12 protein-coding genes are annotated in these 16,512 nt (G+C 53.2%); 4 read left to right on the top strand and 8 right to left on the bottom strand.

Annotated features, from left to right (window positions below; genetic code table 11):
- Window positions 1-91 precede the first annotated feature (91 nt).
- A complete protein-coding gene (gene cidR, locus ACTHPM_RS17645) occupies window positions 92-991 on the bottom strand; it encodes a cidABC operon transcriptional activator CidR (RefSeq protein WP_440396449.1) in 900 nt (299 codons plus the stop codon).
- Window positions 992-1,137: 146 nt separating this feature from the next.
- Between cidR and ACTHPM_RS17640 the strand changes: the two genes are divergently transcribed.
- Together ACTHPM_RS17640 and ACTHPM_RS17635 are read left to right on the top strand one after the other, a co-directional pair.
- Window positions 1,138-1,512 (top strand): CidA/LrgA family holin-like protein, encoded by a 375-nt coding sequence (locus tag ACTHPM_RS17640; protein WP_440396450.1) that lies wholly within the window; start codon window positions 1,138-1,140, stop codon window positions 1,510-1,512.
- Window positions 1,509-2,189: a CidB/LrgB family autolysis modulator gene (locus tag ACTHPM_RS17635; protein ID WP_440396451.1), complete on the top strand. Its 681-nt coding sequence runs from the start codon at window positions 1,509-1,511 to the stop codon at window positions 2,187-2,189. Before ACTHPM_RS17640 ends, ACTHPM_RS17635 begins: the two co-directional genes overlap by 4 nt.
- A 12-nt stretch (window positions 2,190-2,201) precedes the next feature.
- Here the strand turns inward: ACTHPM_RS17635 and ACTHPM_RS17630 are convergent, their stop codons facing one another.
- Together ACTHPM_RS17630 and ACTHPM_RS17625 are read right to left on the bottom strand one after the other, a co-directional pair.
- Window positions 2,202-3,182: a Gfo/Idh/MocA family protein gene (locus tag ACTHPM_RS17630; protein ID WP_440396452.1), complete on the bottom strand. Its 981-nt coding sequence runs from the start codon at window positions 3,180-3,182 to the stop codon at window positions 2,202-2,204.
- A 102-nt stretch (window positions 3,183-3,284) separates the two neighbouring features.
- The gene (locus ACTHPM_RS17625) at window positions 3,285-5,579 is read right to left on the bottom strand and encodes an ATP-dependent DNA helicase (RefSeq protein ID WP_440421621.1); all 2,295 of its coding nucleotides are present in this window, start codon (window positions 5,577-5,579) and stop codon (window positions 3,285-3,287) included.
- A gap of 286 nt (window positions 5,580-5,865) precedes the next feature.
- Between ACTHPM_RS17625 and gdhA the strand changes: the two genes are divergently transcribed.
- A complete protein-coding gene (gene gdhA, locus ACTHPM_RS17620; RefSeq protein ID WP_440396454.1) occupies window positions 5,866-7,245 on the top strand; it encodes an NADP-specific glutamate dehydrogenase in 1,380 nt (459 codons plus the stop codon).
- Between the two features lie 182 nt (window positions 7,246-7,427).
- Here the strand turns inward: gdhA and ACTHPM_RS17615 are convergent, their stop codons facing one another.
- Entirely contained in the window at window positions 7,428-9,575 is a 2,148-nt protein-coding gene (locus ACTHPM_RS17615) for a methyl-accepting chemotaxis protein (RefSeq protein WP_440396455.1), read from the bottom strand.
- 462 nt (window positions 9,576-10,037) lie between these two features.
- On the opposite strand from ACTHPM_RS17615, the gene ACTHPM_RS17610 reads away from it, so the two are divergent.
- Window positions 10,038-11,888 (top strand): LTA synthase family protein, encoded by a 1,851-nt coding sequence (locus ACTHPM_RS17610; RefSeq protein WP_440396456.1) that lies wholly within the window; start codon window positions 10,038-10,040, stop codon window positions 11,886-11,888.
- Window positions 11,889-12,159: 271 nt separating this feature from the next.
- Here the strand turns inward: ACTHPM_RS17610 and ACTHPM_RS17605 are convergent, their stop codons facing one another.
- The 4 genes from ACTHPM_RS17605 to ACTHPM_RS17590 all read right to left on the bottom strand — a co-directional run bounded on the left by ACTHPM_RS17605 (window position 12,160) and on the right by ACTHPM_RS17590 (window position 16,235).
- On the bottom strand, window positions 12,160-12,936 hold the full coding sequence (locus tag ACTHPM_RS17605; protein ID WP_440396457.1) for a response regulator transcription factor: 777 nt from the start codon (window positions 12,934-12,936) through the stop codon (window positions 12,160-12,162).
- Window positions 12,937-13,059: 123 nt separating this feature from the next.
- Window positions 13,060-13,902, bottom strand: coding sequence for a carbohydrate ABC transporter permease (locus tag ACTHPM_RS17600; protein ID WP_440396458.1), 843 nt, complete (start codon window positions 13,900-13,902; stop codon window positions 13,060-13,062).
- A gap of 3 nt (window positions 13,903-13,905) precedes the next feature.
- The gene (locus ACTHPM_RS17595) at window positions 13,906-14,790 is read right to left on the bottom strand and encodes a carbohydrate ABC transporter permease (protein WP_440396812.1); all 885 of its coding nucleotides are present in this window, start codon (window positions 14,788-14,790) and stop codon (window positions 13,906-13,908) included.
- A 170-nt stretch (window positions 14,791-14,960) separates the two neighbouring features.
- Window positions 14,961-16,235, bottom strand: a complete 1,275-nt coding sequence (locus ACTHPM_RS17590; RefSeq protein WP_440421619.1) for an ABC transporter substrate-binding protein — start codon at window positions 16,233-16,235, stop codon at window positions 14,961-14,963.
- Window positions 16,236-16,512: the final 277 nt, after the last annotated feature.

Below are 16,512 nucleotides of genomic sequence, written 5' to 3'. Positions count from 1 at the left end.
AGGGTACCTAATTATATCCCTTCCCAAAAATCGGTGTCAATGTATACATATATCGCCGAACATTTCGTATACCATCGCCGCCACAGCGGCGTCAGTTCTCCGGCTTTTCCACCTTTAGAATACTCTTGGCGAACGAAATCCACTCGCGCGCGGCAAACGACAGGTAACGGTCCTTGCGCCAAATCATGCCGAGCTGCCAGGGAATGGACGGCTTGATGAGCGGTAATATTCGGATTCGCTCCTGATCGACTTCGCGGCAGATCGTTTCCGGGAGCAGCGCGATCCCCAGGTTGGCGGCCACCATCCCGCTGATCAGGTCCCACTGCGAGCTTTCATACACAATGCGCGGCTGAAAGCCGACACGGACGCATTCCGTAATGATCCGGTCATGCAGCGCGAAATCCTCCCGGAACAGCACAAAGCTCTCATCCGCCAGCTCTGCAAGCGGCACGGCTCCGTGACCCGATAAACGGTGGGAGGGATGCACGAGCAGCATCAGATTTTCCCGGGCGAACGAGAAATAGTGGAACAGCTCCTCTTCTGTCGGCAGCACCGCCACCCCAATGTCGAGCAGTCCGCTCTCGACGTCCTTCTCTACCTTCTTGGCGCCATCCTCGAATACCTGCATCGTAACCTGCGGATATTTTTTGTGAAACTGGCCGATCACCTCCGGAAAAAAGCTCGATCCGACCATCGGCGGCAGCCCGAGGCGAATGTGTCCTTTTTGCAGATTTTTCAAATCTCCCAGCTCGGCGGACAAGCTCTGAAAAGATTTCACGATCGGCTGCGCCTGCTCATAGATGATTCTGCCCGCGTCGGTCAGCTCAATTCTTTTATTCGAACGGTCGAATAGCGTCACGCCCAGCTCGTCCTCGATGTTCCGGATCGTCTTGCTGATCGTCGGCTGCGTAATATACAGCGATTCGGCGGCTTTCGTGAAGCTCTCCAGTCTGGCTACTTCCATAAAATACTGCAGATGCCGGATATCCATTTGCGGCTTTCCCTCTCTTTACATGAGATTGGCACACCATCGGCCATAACTATAGAAAAATGGAATGATAATCATTCTTTTTATTCATTTTACTCATGAAAACAACCGTTGTAAAATTTTCATATAAATGAAAGGAGAGAATCCCTGTGAACAATATCGTCAAAGGTACGGTGCAAGTAGCGGCGCTTATGGTCTTCTCGCTGCTGATGAACAAGCTGGCCGGACTTTTGCATCTGCCGGTGCCCGGCAGCATTCTGGGGATCATCGTGGTGTTTATACTGCTTGAGACCGGTATTCTCCGCTTGGAATGGATCGAACTCGGTGCGAATTGGCTGCTTGCCGAGCTTCTGCTCTTCTTCATTCCCGCGGCGGTCGGTGTCATGAAATATATTCCTATGCTTGAAAGCGACGGCGTCCGCATTCTGATTGTGGTCCTTTTCAGCACCTTTATCGTCATGGCCAGCTCCGGTCTGCTCGCATCCCGGATCGCCAAACAAAAAGAACGGAGGGCTTCCCGATGATTGGCTTGATCTGCCTGTTAGCTACCCTCGGCATTTATGCCGCATCCAAACGCATATACGCAAAGCGCCCCAAGGTGTACTTGTCGCCGCTGCTCATTACGCCCATCATCATGATCTTTATTTTGATCTGGACGCAGATTCCTTATGAATCCTACAATTCCGGAGGGAAATGGCTCAGCAGCCTGCTGCAGCCGGCTACGGTGGCTTTTGCGGTTCCCTTGTACAAAAATTTCAAAGTACTCAAAAAGCACGCCGTCGAAATTATCGTCAGCGTGCTCACCGGCTCCTGCGTAGCCATGATCTCGTCGGCCTTCCTAGCCAAATGGCTGCACTTGAGCTCATCGCTTGTGACCAGCCTGATTCCGCGCTCCATCACAACGCCGATCGCCATGAACGTATCCCAGGTCATCGGCGGCGTGCCGAATATCACGGCGGTGTTCGTGATCATTACAGGACTGCTCGGCTCCATGATCGGACCGCTCGTCCTGCGTTTGTTCAAAATCGACAACGATATCGCGCGCGGCATTTTGTTCGGCACCAGCTCACATGGTACGGGTACATCGAAAGCATTTGAGCTGAGCTCGCTGTCCGGAACCATCTCCAGCATTTCGATGATTCTGGCCGCCCTGTTCACGCTTGGGGCCGCGCCACTTATGATGTCCTTCTTTATGCATTAAGCCGCTTTACTTCTAAGGTAGAATGCGTACCGGCCGGCCTGAAGCCGCCGACTCCAGCGCGGCGCAGGTGACTGCCTGCGTCCGGAAAGCATCTGCATAGCTCGATCTGATACGGGAGTCGTCACCTGTGCGCAGCGCATGGATGAAGGCTTCCGTTTCTTTTGCATAAGGGTTCGAGGATTCAAGGTATTCCGTTTGTTCCCCGGCCCGGGCCGCACGAAGGCGCTGCGGATTCCAGTCCAGCACACCCTGATCCGTATAGAAGGTCAGGCCCGTTTCGCTAAGTCCCGCGCCTTCCGGCAGCACACATGTATTCGATATGTTCGCCACCAGGCCGCTGGACATCTTGAGCGTCACCGTGCCTACGTCGGCCACTTCCACCCCGTCAACCTGACCCTGCTTGACACGGTTTCCGTAAACCGCATACACCTCATCCACTTCGCCCGCCAGATAACGCAGCAGGTCCACCACATGGGTTGTCTGCTCAATAAACTGTCCTCCCGAGCCGTCCTGCCGTCTCCACCAGGATACGCCCGGCATGCTGCCCATCCAGCGCCCAAGCGCAATGCCTGTTTGCTGATGCTGCAGCAGCTCCTTCAGCCTGTCCATATTGGACTGATAGCGGAAATGATACCCGACCGAGGTCAACAGTCCCGCGCCTTCCACCCCGGCGCGAATGCGTGCAGGAAGCGCCGTATCCAGTCCAAGCGGCTTTTCCACCAGGAACGGAATGCCGCGCCGGATCAATTCTTCCTCGATGGCTCCATGCGACATCGGCGGAACGCAGATATATACGGCATCCAAACGCTCGGCATCCAGCATTTCATGCAGGTCGCCATAGCCTGCTGCCGCATATTTGCGCGCTTTTAGCTCTGCCTTTTCCCTGCTCGTCCCCAGAAACGCCTGCACCCTTACTCCTTCGGTCGCTGCCAGGATATCGGCATGTACCTGGCTGAACCAGCCCGTTCCGATGATTCCGATCTGAAGCGTCATGACAACCCCACCTTTACGCGTATTTAACGTCCATTATACCTAACGCTGTAGATGGCGGCCATTGTTCTTTGCGGCAGCCCGGACGCCTTCCCTCGGTCTCCCTCAGTCCTTCCACTCCTCCGGCATCAGCTCCCGGTAGTGCGGCTGCAGGAAACGGTCGTCGAGGAGCAGCAGCACGCCTTCGTCCTGTTCCGAACGGATCAGGCGGCCTCCGGCCTGCAGCACCTTGTTCATACCCGGCAGCACGTAGGCGTAATCATAGCCGTTTTTGCCTTCGCCGTTGAAATACTCCTTGATCAGATTCCGCTCCAGTCCCAGCTGCGGCAGCCCGACTCCAACCACGGCCACGCCGATCAGACGGTCTCCTTGCAGATCAATGCCTTCGGAGAATATGCCGCCAAGCACCGCGAATCCCGCCAATGTCTCCGGATTATCGGCATCAAAAGCGTCCAGGAACCGTTCGCGCTCCTCTTCTCCCATGCCCGAGCCCTGTACGATCGTACGGACGCCGGGGTACTTATCGGCAAACACCTCGTATACGCTTTGCAAATACTGATAGGAAGGAAAAAAGATCATATAGTTGCCTCGACGCTCCGAAACCAGCCCGTATAGCGAATCCGCCAGCTCCTCGCGCGTCCGTTCCCTATCGCGATACCTCGTGGACACGGGCTTGATGCGCACATCCAGCTGCTCGCGCCGGAACGGCGAGGCCACCGAAATACTGTAATCGTCGGCATCCGCGCCCAGCATGTCCCTGTAATAGGATAAGGGAGACAGGGTCGCCGAGAAGAACACCGCCGAGCGAAATCCTTTATCCGCCTGGGAGAGCAGGTAGGACGGGTCGAGACAGAACATTTTGATGGTCACATCGCTGCGCTGAACCTCCGCATATGTGATATAACGGCTGTCATACAGCTTCGCGGTGCGAATGAAGTTCTGCGCTGCAAAATACGTATCCAGCAGCAACTGTCGATCCTCGCCGCCTGCGGCCAGTAGGCGTTCGGCCTCGGAAACGAATCTTTCCAGCAGCACCACCAGCTCTTCCGGCGCTTCCTTAGTCAACTGCTGGCGGGCGTCGCCACAGGCCTTTTTCAGCTCGATAAAATACTTGTTCACGGCATCCGCCGCGCCTGCTACAGCCTTGTTCGCTGTCTTGTAATCCCGCTTCAGCTGCAGGAAATCAGCCTTGCCGATGGCCGCGGAGAACATCTCCCGGCCCCGGTCCACCAAATTATGCGCCTCATCGACCAGCAGGACCGTCCGCTTCTTCTGCTCCTCGATCAGCCGCTTCAGGGATACCCGCGGATCGAAAATGTAATTGTAGTCGCAGATGACGGCATCAACGGCATAGGCCGTATCAAGTGAAAATTCGAAGGGGCATACCATGTGCTTGCGTGCATACTGCTCCAGCACCTGCCGGGTCATGAGGGTTTCGTTCGCCAAAATGTCCAGCACGGCGCCGTTAATCCGGTCGTAATACCCGTCGGCGTACGGACAAGCTTCCTTGCTGCACAAGGTTTCCTCCTGAAAGCAGACCTTGTCCTTCGCCGTAATCGTGAGCGCCTGCAAACGGAGGCCCCGGCTTTCCATCAACCCAAGCGCCTGCTCCGCGGCCGTGCGCGTAATCGTTTTGGCCGTCAAATAGAACATTTGCTGCACCAGCCCCTCCCCGATCGCCTTGACCGTAGGGAACAGAGTCGACATCGTTTTGCCGATCCCGGTGGGCGCTTTCGCGAACAGCTTTCTTTTCTCCTTGACTGCGCCGTAGACGGCGCCGGCAAGCTTGCGCTGGCCTTCGCGGTAGGATGCGAAGGGAAAGGGCAGGGAGCGGATGCTCTCATCCCTTTTCACGGCATTCGACAGCCGCAGCGCAGCATAAGGAGCATACGCCTCCACGACGCCATGCACGAACTGTTCAAGTTCGGCAGATGTGCATACACGCTTGAAGCGCCGTTCCTCTCCCGTGGACGTATCCACGTACGTCAGCTGCACGCCGATGCGGCCTAGCTTCTGCTCCTTTGCCACGATATAGGCATATACCTGTGCCTGCGCCCAGTGTACAGTCCGGCCGCCCTCCAGCGTATCGAGCCCGGCCGAGGTCGATTTAATCTCATCGACCATCCAGCCCTCGTCCGTCTGGATGAGCCCGTCACACCGGCCCTCGATCCGGTACATGATGCCATCATGCACGATTTCCGCTTTAAGGAAGACTTCTTTCTGATCGCCCTCCCGGTATGTCCGCTGCACCTGCTGATGTATTCTCGTTCCCTCGTGCATGGCGCCTGCCGTGCGGAAACCGGAATCGATGCTGCCGCTGCTGAATACATATTCCACGAGCGGTCTAACAGAGATGCGGACGGTGTTCGCTTCCTGGTTGTCAGCAGACAATAAGATCACCCGTTCCCCTTTTACTTTCCCCCATCATACCATACCCTTGAAGAAGAACCTACCTTCTGCAGGTATCAGAATCCATTACCCGATAAAGATATCTAATATGATTTATAAAATAAATAAATCAACGTCCAATGCCTATTTAAAGTATTAAAGGGTTGAAGATTCCTGGAGTACTCGTGTATAATTCTTGTTTAAATACAGATTCATGCTTACATAATGCGTAAGCCTTTAGTCACCTAAATGCTTCAGCATTCTGTAATCTTGAATCTAGGAATAAGGAGAGAAGTCAATGACATTTTTGCATGTAGAGTTGCCCGCTGAAAAGAAAGCAAAAGCGTACGTCAATGAAGTCTTCGAAACGGTATGCCAAAGGAACCCGAATGAAAGTGAGTTTCATCAGGCCGTAAAGGAAATCCTTGACTCGCTCGTCCCTGTTCTTGCCAAAGAACCGAAGTATATGGATAACGGCATTCTGGAAAGACTGGTTGAGCCTGAAAGACTGATTACCTTCCGGGTACCTTGGGTCGACGATCAAGGAACCGTGCAGGTCAACCGCGGCTTCCGCGTTCAATTCAACAGTGCCATCGGCCCGTACAAGGGCGGACTTCGCTTTCATCCCTCTGTAAACTCCAGCATCATCAAATTTCTCGGTTTTGAACAAATTTTGAAGAACTCCCTGACAGGCCAGCCGATCGGCGGCGGTAAAGGCGGCTCGGACTTCGATCCGAAAGGCAAATCGGACGCTGAGGTTATGCGCTTTACGCAAAGCTTCATGACCGAACTGTACAGACACATCGGACCTGACACCGACGTTCCGGCCGGAGACATCGGCGTAGGCGCACGCGAGATCGGATTCATGTTCGGACAATACAAACGCATCCGCAGCGGCAACGAGGCCGGCGTCCTGACAGGCAAAGGCATCGGTTACGGCGGCAGCCTGGCGCGTCCGGAAGCGACCGGATACGGCACGGTGTATTTCGTGAACGAGATGCTCAAGGATAAAGGAGACAGCCTTGAGGGCAAAACGGTCGTCGTTTCCGGTTCCGGCAACGTGGCTATCTACGCGATCCAAAAGGCCAACCAGTTCGGCGCTAAAGTCGTGGCATGCAGTGATTCCGCAGGTTACGTGTATGATCCCGAAGGCATCGACTTCGAAACCGTGAAGCAGCTGAAGGAAGTGGAAAGAAAACGGATCAGCGAGTATGTAAAAGAGCATCCGAACGCGCAGTATTTCGAAGGCTGCTCGAACATCTGGACGATCCCTTGCGACATCGCGCTCCCTTGCGCGACGCAAAACGAGATCGACGCTGAAGCCGCGAAGCTGCTTGTAGCGAACGGCTGTAAAGCCGTTGCGGAAGGCGCCAACATGCCTTCGACGCTCGCAGCCATCGACGTATTCCTGGAAAACGGCGTGCTCTTCGGACCGGCCAAGGCAGCCAACGCAGGCGGCGTAGCGGTATCCGCGCTGGAAATGTCCCAGAACAGCATCCGTACCTCCTGGACTTTCGAAGAGGTTGACGAGAAGCTGCATCAGATCATGATCAACATCTACAACAACAGCGCCCAAGCGGCTGAGCAGTACGGCTATCCGGGCAACCTGGTCGTAGGCGCCAACATCGCCGGCTTCGTAAAAGTGGCTGACGCGATGATCGCTCAAGGCGTGATTTAATTTATAGTATCTATACACGAGAAAAGCATTCGGGCAACCGGATGCTTTTTTTGTATTGCCTTACACTTTTTGACCAACCAAGCGCCTGCCTCCACGCTTTTCTTCTATAATATATAGTAAGCTTTTCCAAGCCGCCGCTTTATGCATCAGCGGCCTGGGTTTTATAATCTCTAGCTATCCGTTTACCGCTCGGTCAGCCGGAACTGGTTCACCCGCTTCAGCAGCGAGCCGGTAATCGACTCCGCGTGGCCCGATGCGCTTCGCACGCGTCCGATATCCTCCTGCAGCTCCCGCAGCGTGCTCTCCACATCCAGGGAGATCTGGCGGTTCTCCACGCTGACGGCTGCGACCTTCTCCATCAGCGTGGCCACCTCGACGGCCATTTGCTGCTTCAGGGTCTCATTCGCCCCCGCTTGTCCGAGCATCGCGGCCGCCGTGGCCACCATCTCCGTCCCTTCCGCGATGACCTGGGAACCCTCGTTCATGGATTGGAACGAGGCCTCCACCTGTCCGCCGATCAGCTGCAGCGTACTCTGAATTTGCAACGCCGACTGCCGGGTCAGCTCCGCCAGCTTCCGGATTTCGCCGGCCACGACGGCAAAGCCAAGGCCATGCTCACCCGCATGCGCGGCCTCGATAGAGGCGTTCAGCGACAGCAGGTTCGTTTGGTTGGAGATGTTCTCAATGGATTGCAGCAGGCTGCCCACGCTGCGGGTCGTATCCATGAAGGCACGAATCGTTTCATGGCTCTGTCCGATTTTGGCCTCGATCTCCATCATTTTCTCACCGATCTGCATGACCTCGCTCTGAGCCACGGCGATCTGCCGTGAAGCAGCCTCCTCCAGCTCGCGAAGCGTTGAGCTCATCTCGGCGGACACCTCCTTGGCTACGTCGATATCCTTCAGCTGTGTACGCAGCCCCTGCATCATCAGATGGATGCTGTTCCCCACACGCTCGGCGGATCCCCCCGTCGTTCTCGCCCCCTCGTCCTGAACCCGCTGGCTGCTCTGCACATCCTCTGCCGCCTGCTTCACCTGCAGCATGATGGCTTCCAGCGAATCGATCATATTATTTACCCATCTGCCGATGGTTTTCACTTCATCGTCTGCGAAGGGCGCAAGATCCAGCCTTTGCGTCAAATCTCCTTTCCCCTCCGCATTGATCCGGATGAAACGGTTGAGATGCAGCAAATGCGCGGCCGCAGGCCTTGTCCCTTTACGCTCGAGCCTGTTAACGGCTGCGGCGCCCAGCAGCAGGTTGCCGAGCAGCACGCTGAGGATGCCGATCCAAAGCGGCAGTCCCCGGGAGAGGAAACCGAACAACAACACATTCAGCACTGTCCCCGCCGCCAAAGCGGCCAGATGCATTCGCTTCAATTTCCAGCCGATGCTGCGGGTCCGGTACACCTCTTCCAGGTCGCCCTCGCACATCATGCCCCAGACATCCGGGCAATGGGGCATCCGAAAGGTAACCCCCTTCCCTATAACCGGCACATGGCGGTAATCCGGATAGCCAGGAAATCCGACGAACAGGTTCTCTCCGTTCGCGATAGTGTTCCTCACCCCCGGATGCAGCTCGCCGGTCGCCGGATCTTTGAATACGAGCTCCAGCTCGGTATGATGCTTGACCCGGACCGTCCCGTAATCCGTCCGGACCCCGTCCTTCAGGTTGTCTCCATGCGTAAACGTGACATCCTCGAACCGGCTGCGCGAGAGCGCCGTTCCCGGCGCGATATGCAGGTTCAAGCCCGGCCGCGCCATAAAGACATAGTTATCGCCGGAATCCGGGTACACATGGCCTGATTCCCGCTGGATCAAATCACCGAGCACGTCATTCGGAACACGTCCGCACAAGGCCCCGGCCCATCCTCCTTCGGAAGCGACCGGAAGAATGAACATCATCGTCATGGCATCATGGAATTCGGAGGTGCTCGGTCCAATGGCTTCCGTCAACGGATCGGCATAAGGACCAAACAGGCACGGCTCCCCTGTTCTAACGGCCTGGAGTCCGGGGTAGAGAGCATCGCTTGCTGCGATGACCCTGCCGTCCTGCTTCGGGTACGTCGAACATACGACCCGCATCTGCCGGTCCACCACGAACAATTCGGAGAAATCACGGCCCCGCTTGAGCACAGCCGCACAAGCCTCGGTCCAACGCGCCGAATCGAGATCAGCCAACACCTCCGGCCCCACAATCCCTTCGAGCAGCTGGCTCTGCAGTTTGCGCATATGCTCCCAATACGCTTCTGCCCAATCCTGCAGGATCTGCATCCGGTTTTGAGCAATCCCTTCAAATACATGTCCGGTGTCTTCCATGCTGCTTCGATTCAAGCGACAGGACCACCATAGCGGTAAACCTTTTCTGAATCCCAGCCAATCAAACATCCCGCTCAGCCCTTCCGCATACATTACATTGAATGTAATTTATTTTTCCATTTTATGTATTTTTGCTATTTTACATAAATAGCAGACTCAACACAATGCAAAAATAGTAAATAAACCAAAAACAATGTTAATTTCCCTCACACAATTTCTTGACCCGCCCGCCCAGGGGTAATTATCTTACTTTGACTTCTTCACTTCGCCGGGGCATAATGTCTTTATTACCATAAATCGGTCGATCGCGTGTTAGATACCTCTTACATTCGTTTGATTTCACTACATTTGCCGTTTTATTCGTTTAGCCCGTGTACTATAATGGCTAAGGATATAATATGAACTAAGCTATTTAATGAATCGCTGCCAATCTGCCGGTTGAGCAGCTGTTTTTCACAAGTGGAGGGAAGTTGTATCGTGTCACGTGAATCCATTGCTCATTTTTTCAAGAAACCGTTCGTTCTTTTTACGATTATTTTGCTGTTTAAGGGATATTTGGCCTGGGCCGTTACATTCGGGGACTGGCTGCCGTGGAAGGTGCTCATCACCGAGCTGCCTTTTATTTGGCTGTTGTTTTGCCTGATCGAATGGTTTTCCTCCAAACGGAAATTACTGAATTACACCATCGTCAACCTGATCCTTACCGGAGTCTTTTTTGCGGTGATTATGTACTTCAAGTACTACGGCGTTATCGTAAATTATCATGCCCTGGCGCAGGTCGGTCAGGTAACGGAAGTGAAAAGCAGCGTATTTTCGCTAATGGACCCCTATTATCTGCTCGTCTTTGCCGACATCATCCTGCTGATCGTACTCCTGTTCATAAGCCGCAGGGTCAAGGACTGGCGCATCAGCATCAAGCAAAAAACACGCAAGAGCATCGTTTCGGTCGTCTTTATGCTTTGTCTTATCATCTGCCTGTTTAACATCCTGCCGAACCGGGCCAGCATGAACGAAATCAAGAAGGCACAGCAGATGGGAATTTTGAATTACGAAGCTTTCACCATTTTCTCGCTGAAAAAGGAAGCGCTCGTCCCGCTGAAGGACATTAACCAGGCTTCCATCGACAAGCTGAAGGGCATCACCGTGCCGGAGAACCCGAAATATTTTGGCAATGCCAAAGGCAAAAACCTGATTATCGTTCAGCTCGAGTCATTCCAGAATTTCCTGATCAACCTGAAAATCGACGGCAAGGAAATTACACCGAACCTGAACAAGCTTGCCAACGAAAACCTGTATTTTTCGAATTTCAACCAGCAGGTCGGCCAAGGCAACACCTCGGATGCCGAATTCGTCGTGAATACGTCCTTCTATATCCCGCCCGACGGTGCGGCTACCCAGAAGTATGTCGACAAGAAGCTCCCGAGCCTGCCGCGGCTGCTGGAACAGAACGGTTACAACACGCTGACGCTCCATACCAACAACGTCCAGTTCTGGAACCGGGAGGAGCTTTACACGTCTCTAGGGTTCCAGCATTACTACGACCAATCGTTCTTCGGCACGGATGACATGGTGTTCTTCGGCTCCTCCGATGAGGTGCTGTATGCCAAAACCACCGATAAGCTGCAGGAGCTGGATCAAGAGGATAAGCCCTTTTACGCCCAGATCATCTCCATGTCGGCGCATCACCCGTTCACCATCCCGTCGAACAAATATAAAATGGAGCTGCCGGAAAGGTATCAAGGCACCTTCGTTGGCGATTATATCCGGGCACAGAACTATGCCGACTATGCTTTCGGCCAGCTGGTCGACGAGCTGAAGCAAAAGGGCCTGTGGGACGACAGCCTGATCGTCGTATACGGAGACCATATGGGTCTGCCGATTTACTCCCTGGACCGCGACGACAAGACGCTGATGGAGGAAATTTACGGCCAAGAATATTCTTATACCGATATGCTGAACATCCCGCTCATCATTACAGGCAGCGGCGTCCCGCATGAGGAAATCCGCAAGGAGATCGGCGCGCAATCGGACATCATGCCGACCGTGGCCAACCTGCTCGGCGTTTCCATGAAGGACCATATCCATTTCGGCCAGGACCTGCTCAACCAGACATACAATCTGATTCCTGAGCGTTATTATCTGCCGTCCGGCTCCTTCCTGAATGACAATGCCATGTTCATGTCGGGCAGCGGCTACGCGGATGGAACCCAATACCCGCTTAGCGGCCAAAACTCCGTCGGCAAAGGCACAACCGCAGACGAATACAACCGTGCATTGAAGCTGCTGAATCTGTCTGACAGCTACGTGAACCAGCAGCCGAAGAAATGAGCTAGAAACACATATGAGATGCCATAAGGGATACCCTAATTGAAATAAAATAAGACATGAAAGAACCCGCGGCGTTTGCATGCTTCCACATGCAGACGCCGCGGGTTCTTTGCATCAACCTCCAAATGACCACGCCCCCCCTGGAGGGGCTCCCCCTAAAATGACATGCATGGAGAACCTGGTTTGTACCAAGCCTACGCCAAGGCAGCCTAAAGTGTACCGGTTATCAAGCCCCGGCAGGCATGCAAAAAAGGCAGCCTCAGCCGCCTCTTCACCGTCTGCCGTTCTTCTTGTAATCCTTCGGCGTCATCTGGACCATCCGTTTGAACAGCTTGTTGAAATACACCGGGTCGCTGTAGCCGACCAGCTGCGATATCTGATAATTTTTGAGATCGGGATGGTCAATCAGAAACTGCTTCGCCTTTTCGATCCGCACCTCGATCAGATAATCGGTAATGGTATGGCCGGTTTTCGTCTTGAACAGGCGGCTGATATAGCTCGGACTCATGCCGGTATTCTCGGCAAGGCGCTCCAGCTCGAAGTTCTTGTCGTACTCCTTGTCCAGATAGCTCTTGATCTGATCTACCACGTAATGCTCTCCTGCCTCATATTCAAGCCCGTTGCCGCTATGCTCCGGCGCCTCCGGAGGCGGGGCTTCATCCGGTTCGTTCGAGATTTTGTGGTTTAAACGCTTGAGCAGCTCGTAAAGCTGCATTTTATCGATCGGCTTCAGCAAATAATCAATGACGCCGAAACGAAGCGCCTGACGCGCGTATTCGAACTCACTGAATCCGCTCAGCACGATGATCGTGATCCGCTCCATCTTTTCCCTCACGTGTTCAATCAGCCGGAGCCCGTCCATCATCGGCATTTTAATATCCGTAATGAGGCAGTCCACTTCACCGGGTTCGGTTTTCAGGAGCTGGTTCAGCGCCTCGAGCCCATTGCCATAGGAGCCGACAACCTTTATATCCAAATCCATCCTGGACATGATTTTCTCCAGGCCCAGCCGGATGACTTCCTCGTCATCCACGATCATGATATTCATAGACTCTTCACCCCTTCCGCTGTTCTCTCACCTGCACCCGGGCGGAGAGCGTCCGCCCGGCCTAACGCATGATGTGCGGGCAATATCATCGGAGAACCGGAGTGGTTTCCGCCTCAGCTCTGCCTACTTCACGGCGCCGCTCGTCACCCCGGCAAAGATATACCGCTGCAGGAACAGGTACAAAATCGCCGTCGGGATCATGATAATCATAATCGCGGACGAGACCATTTGCCAGTCCCCGCTGTTCACACCGAAGAAGCGCATCAGCGAGGTGGAGACGACAACATGCTCCTGTCTTGGGAGATACAGATATGGTGTGAACATATCATTATAGATGGCGATCGTCTTCAAGATAATGATTGTTGCTGTGGCTGGCGCGAGCAGCGGAAAAATAATCGAGCGGTAAATCCGGAACAGGGACGCTCCCTCCAGCATCGCGCTTTCGTCCAGCTCGCCGGGAATGTTCCGAATGAATTGAAGATAAATGTAAATCTGCATGATGTCGGCTCCGATGTACAGCAGCACAGGGCCCATCAGATTGTTCGTCAGGCCGATGCCTTGAATCGTTTTGAAGTTGACGACCTGGGTTGTGATCTGCGGAATGATGGTTGCGAACAGAAACAGGCCCACGAGCAGCCCCTTCCCCCGAAACTCAAACCGGCCCACCGCATAGCAAAACGCCGAACCCAGAAAAATATTCAGCACGAGCGTCAATGCGATAATGATGAGGGTATTCCCGAAGGCAAGCCCCATATCCGCCTGCTTGAACGCCTCGATAAAGTTGCTGAAGTTCAGGAAATTATTCGGCAGCGATAAGGTGGGATTCGCCAGGAATTCCTCTTTCGTCTTGAACGAGTTCACAATAATGATATAGGGAGGAAACAGAATAACGAAAACCGCAATGATTAACGAAAGATATTTAAGCGTCTGAACGACTGCGTGAGCGCCGCTTTTGTGAGTCACCATGACTTAATCCCTCCCCCTGTTCAAGAAATAACGCTGAATGCCCAGCACAATGATAACAATAAACAACAAGACAACACTCATGGCCGAAGCCAGGCCGTAGTTATTGAACTGGAATGCTGTCTCAAGAATTTTCATCACAAAGGTTTCGCTCGCCCCCGCAGGTCCGCCGTGGGTCAGAACGAACGGGATATCAAACACTTCGAGCGCTCCGGTTACCGTCAGGAACAGGTTTAGCTCGATGATCTGATAAATATTGGGCAGCGTGATCCGCGTAAAGGCCTGCCAGCCGCTCGCGCCGTCAATGGCCGCGGCCTCATAAATATCCCTAGGGATCGCCTGCAATGCCGCCAGGTATATCACCATATTAAAGCCCATAAAACGCCAAAGGCCGATGGAGGCCAGCGTATAGTTGACGAAGGATTCGCTGCCGAGCCAGCTGGTTCCGGACGGAAGGCCAAAAAAGCCAAGCACCGTATTCAGCGAGCCCTGCGTCGTGTCGAACACGTAGCCGAACAGATAAGCTACAGCCACGCCATTCAGAATATAAGGCAGGAACAGCAGCAGGCGGAAGAACAATTTGCCCCTCAGCTTGCTGTTCAGCAAAATGGCAAAATAGATGGCAAGCACATTTTGGACAATTCCTACCACAAAATACGCAAGGTTATGCTTGAATACGCCGAAGATCTCCGAGTTGGAAAAGACCTCCTTGTAGTTATCCCATCCAATCCATTGTTTGTCCGGGCTTAGTCCATCCCAGTTGGTAAAGCTTAATCGAACGAGCTCAACAGCCGGATAGTACGCAAAGGTAAGCAGCAGCAGCAGGGGCAAAACGGTAAACAGGATGATGATGACCGTCTTCTGCTTGCGAAACGAAAGATGGCTGAGCATAATATCCCTTCCTCCCACATAAATGGCAATCGCCCGGGCAAACCAAGCAGACCAGCCGCGCCGCTTCCGAAAGTCTCCTCGGGAAGCGGCTGCGGCTTGTTCCGTCATCGCACCAGGCGATCAAATCTTCCTTCTCTCTTGAACATTCACTTTACGGGTTTATAGCCTTCTTATTTTCCTAAAGCCTTCTTCGCTTTTGCCCATGCCGCGTCGTATTTATCAAGCACCTTCTGCGGATCTTTGCTTAACACAAACTCCTGCACCATCGACTGCTGGTCGATCTGAGCCTTGTTTTGGATCGCCGTTGCCGTGTCGTCTCCAAAGACAGCCTCCAGGAATTGCGGTTTATAGCTGTTGAATTCCGCCAACTGTGCAAGTTTCGGTTCTTTATTCTTCAGGACAGGGATAAAGCCGGCGAAGTCCTCGTAACCCGACTCCTCCATCATCCACTGCACGAACGCCTTCGCCGCCTTCACGTTGCCGTTCTTGTTGACGGCATAGAAGAAATCCGGATTCAAAGGAGCTTTATACTGCCCGGAGTTGTCCGCAGGGAACGGGAAGAAGCCGACATCCTCCGAAGGGGCACCGTTCTCGATAACTTGGTTGATGACCCAGTTGCCAAGGAGATACATCGCCATATTGCCTTGGGCGATATCCTTTTTGGACTGCTCCCAGTTCGTCGAGTTCACGTCTTTTTCCAGATAGCCCTTTTGCTGCAGCTCTCTCAGAATGCTCCACGATTTGCCGTATTCGTTATCCATGGTATACGGGGTGTCCGTTTCGGCACGCTTCATTTCGTGATCCGTCTTGCCGCTGATAATGGAAGGCACGTCGTACACCCACGTGTCGAGCGGCCATTTGTCCTTAAAGTTGGAAGCAAGCGGGATGATGCCTGCGCTTTTCAGCTTCTCGCAGATGGCCAGAAACTCGTCATACGTCTTCGGAATTTCCGTGATTCCAGCTTTTTCAAAAGCCTTCTTGTTATATACGATGCCGACCGTCGAAGCACCGGAGGAGATGCCGTACATTTTGCCATCCTGTACCTTTGCATCCTTGAAGTACAGATCACCCGAGAACGAAATATCGTCGAGCGGTTCAAAGTATTTGGGAAGGTCCGCGTTCGGAATGGTCGGGATAAACACCACATCCGGATATTCGCCGGAGGAAATGCGGATTTTTACGTTTTTGTCGTAGTCGGTAATGGCCTCAAACTGCAGATCGACGTCCGGGTACTTTTCTTCAAAGCGTTTTTTATAGTCGTCGTACTGCTTGCCGATCATATCCGTCCGGTTGGTGAGAAAGACCAGCTTCCCGCTCGGTCCGTCGCCCTTGGCACTTCCGGTATCCGTCGTTTCCGTCTTTTTGTCCGATCCGGCCGTTTCGGCCCCGCCGCTGCTTGTCGTAGCATTGTCTTTGCCGCCGCACGCAGCCAACGCTGTTATCATCAAGCACATAATTAATGATAACGAAAATATTTTTCTCATCTGTTTTCCCCTCATTTCTTTAATTGTTAGCGTTTACAAGTTAGATTATAGAGGATATAAATCCGTTAAAAAATGGTTTGTATTTTTATTTATAGTCTTGAATTGTCATTTATAACAAAATGCTAACTAAAATTAGTAAAACGATCTAACCTGATAGACAGACCCCAATAACGGCGATTTTCTGTTAAAAATATCGTTATTCACGGTAATAACGATTCTTGAACGGTCTATAAAATTT

The sequence above is a fragment of the Paenibacillus sp. SAFN-054 genome (genome assembly GCF_051966755.1).
Classification (GTDB): domain Bacteria; phylum Bacillota; class Bacilli; order Paenibacillales; family Paenibacillaceae; genus Paenibacillus_AQ.
The sequence above is the reverse complement of the archived record's forward strand: the minus strand, read 5'-3'. Positions and strand labels throughout refer to the sequence as shown.

Excerpts from the sequence above, each read along its gene's own strand:
- cidR (WP_440396449.1), bottom strand. The coding sequence starts at position 991 with ATGGATATCCGGCATCTGCAGTATTTTATGGAAGTAGCCAGACTGGAG.
- ACTHPM_RS17635 (WP_440396451.1), top strand. The coding sequence starts at position 1,509 with ATGATTGGCTTGATCTGCCTGTTAGCTACCCTCGGCATTTATGCCGCA.
- ACTHPM_RS17630 (WP_440396452.1), bottom strand. The coding sequence starts at position 3,182 with ATGACGCTTCAGATCGGAATCATCGGAACGGGCTGGTTCAGCCAGGTA.
- gdhA (WP_440396454.1), top strand. The coding sequence starts at position 5,866 with ATGACATTTTTGCATGTAGAGTTGCCCGCTGAAAAGAAAGCAAAAGCG.
- ACTHPM_RS17605 (WP_440396457.1), bottom strand. The coding sequence starts at position 12,936 with ATGAATATCATGATCGTGGATGACGAGGAAGTCATCCGGCTGGGCCTG.
- ACTHPM_RS17600 (WP_440396458.1), bottom strand. The coding sequence starts at position 13,902 with ATGGTGACTCACAAAAGCGGCGCTCACGCAGTCGTTCAGACGCTTAAA.
- ACTHPM_RS17595 (WP_440396812.1), bottom strand. The coding sequence starts at position 14,790 with ATGCTCAGCCATCTTTCGTTTCGCAAGCAGAAGACGGTCATCATCATC.
- ACTHPM_RS17590 (WP_440421619.1), bottom strand. The coding sequence starts at position 16,235 with ATGATAACAGCGTTGGCTGCGTGCGGCGGCAAAGACAATGCTACGACA.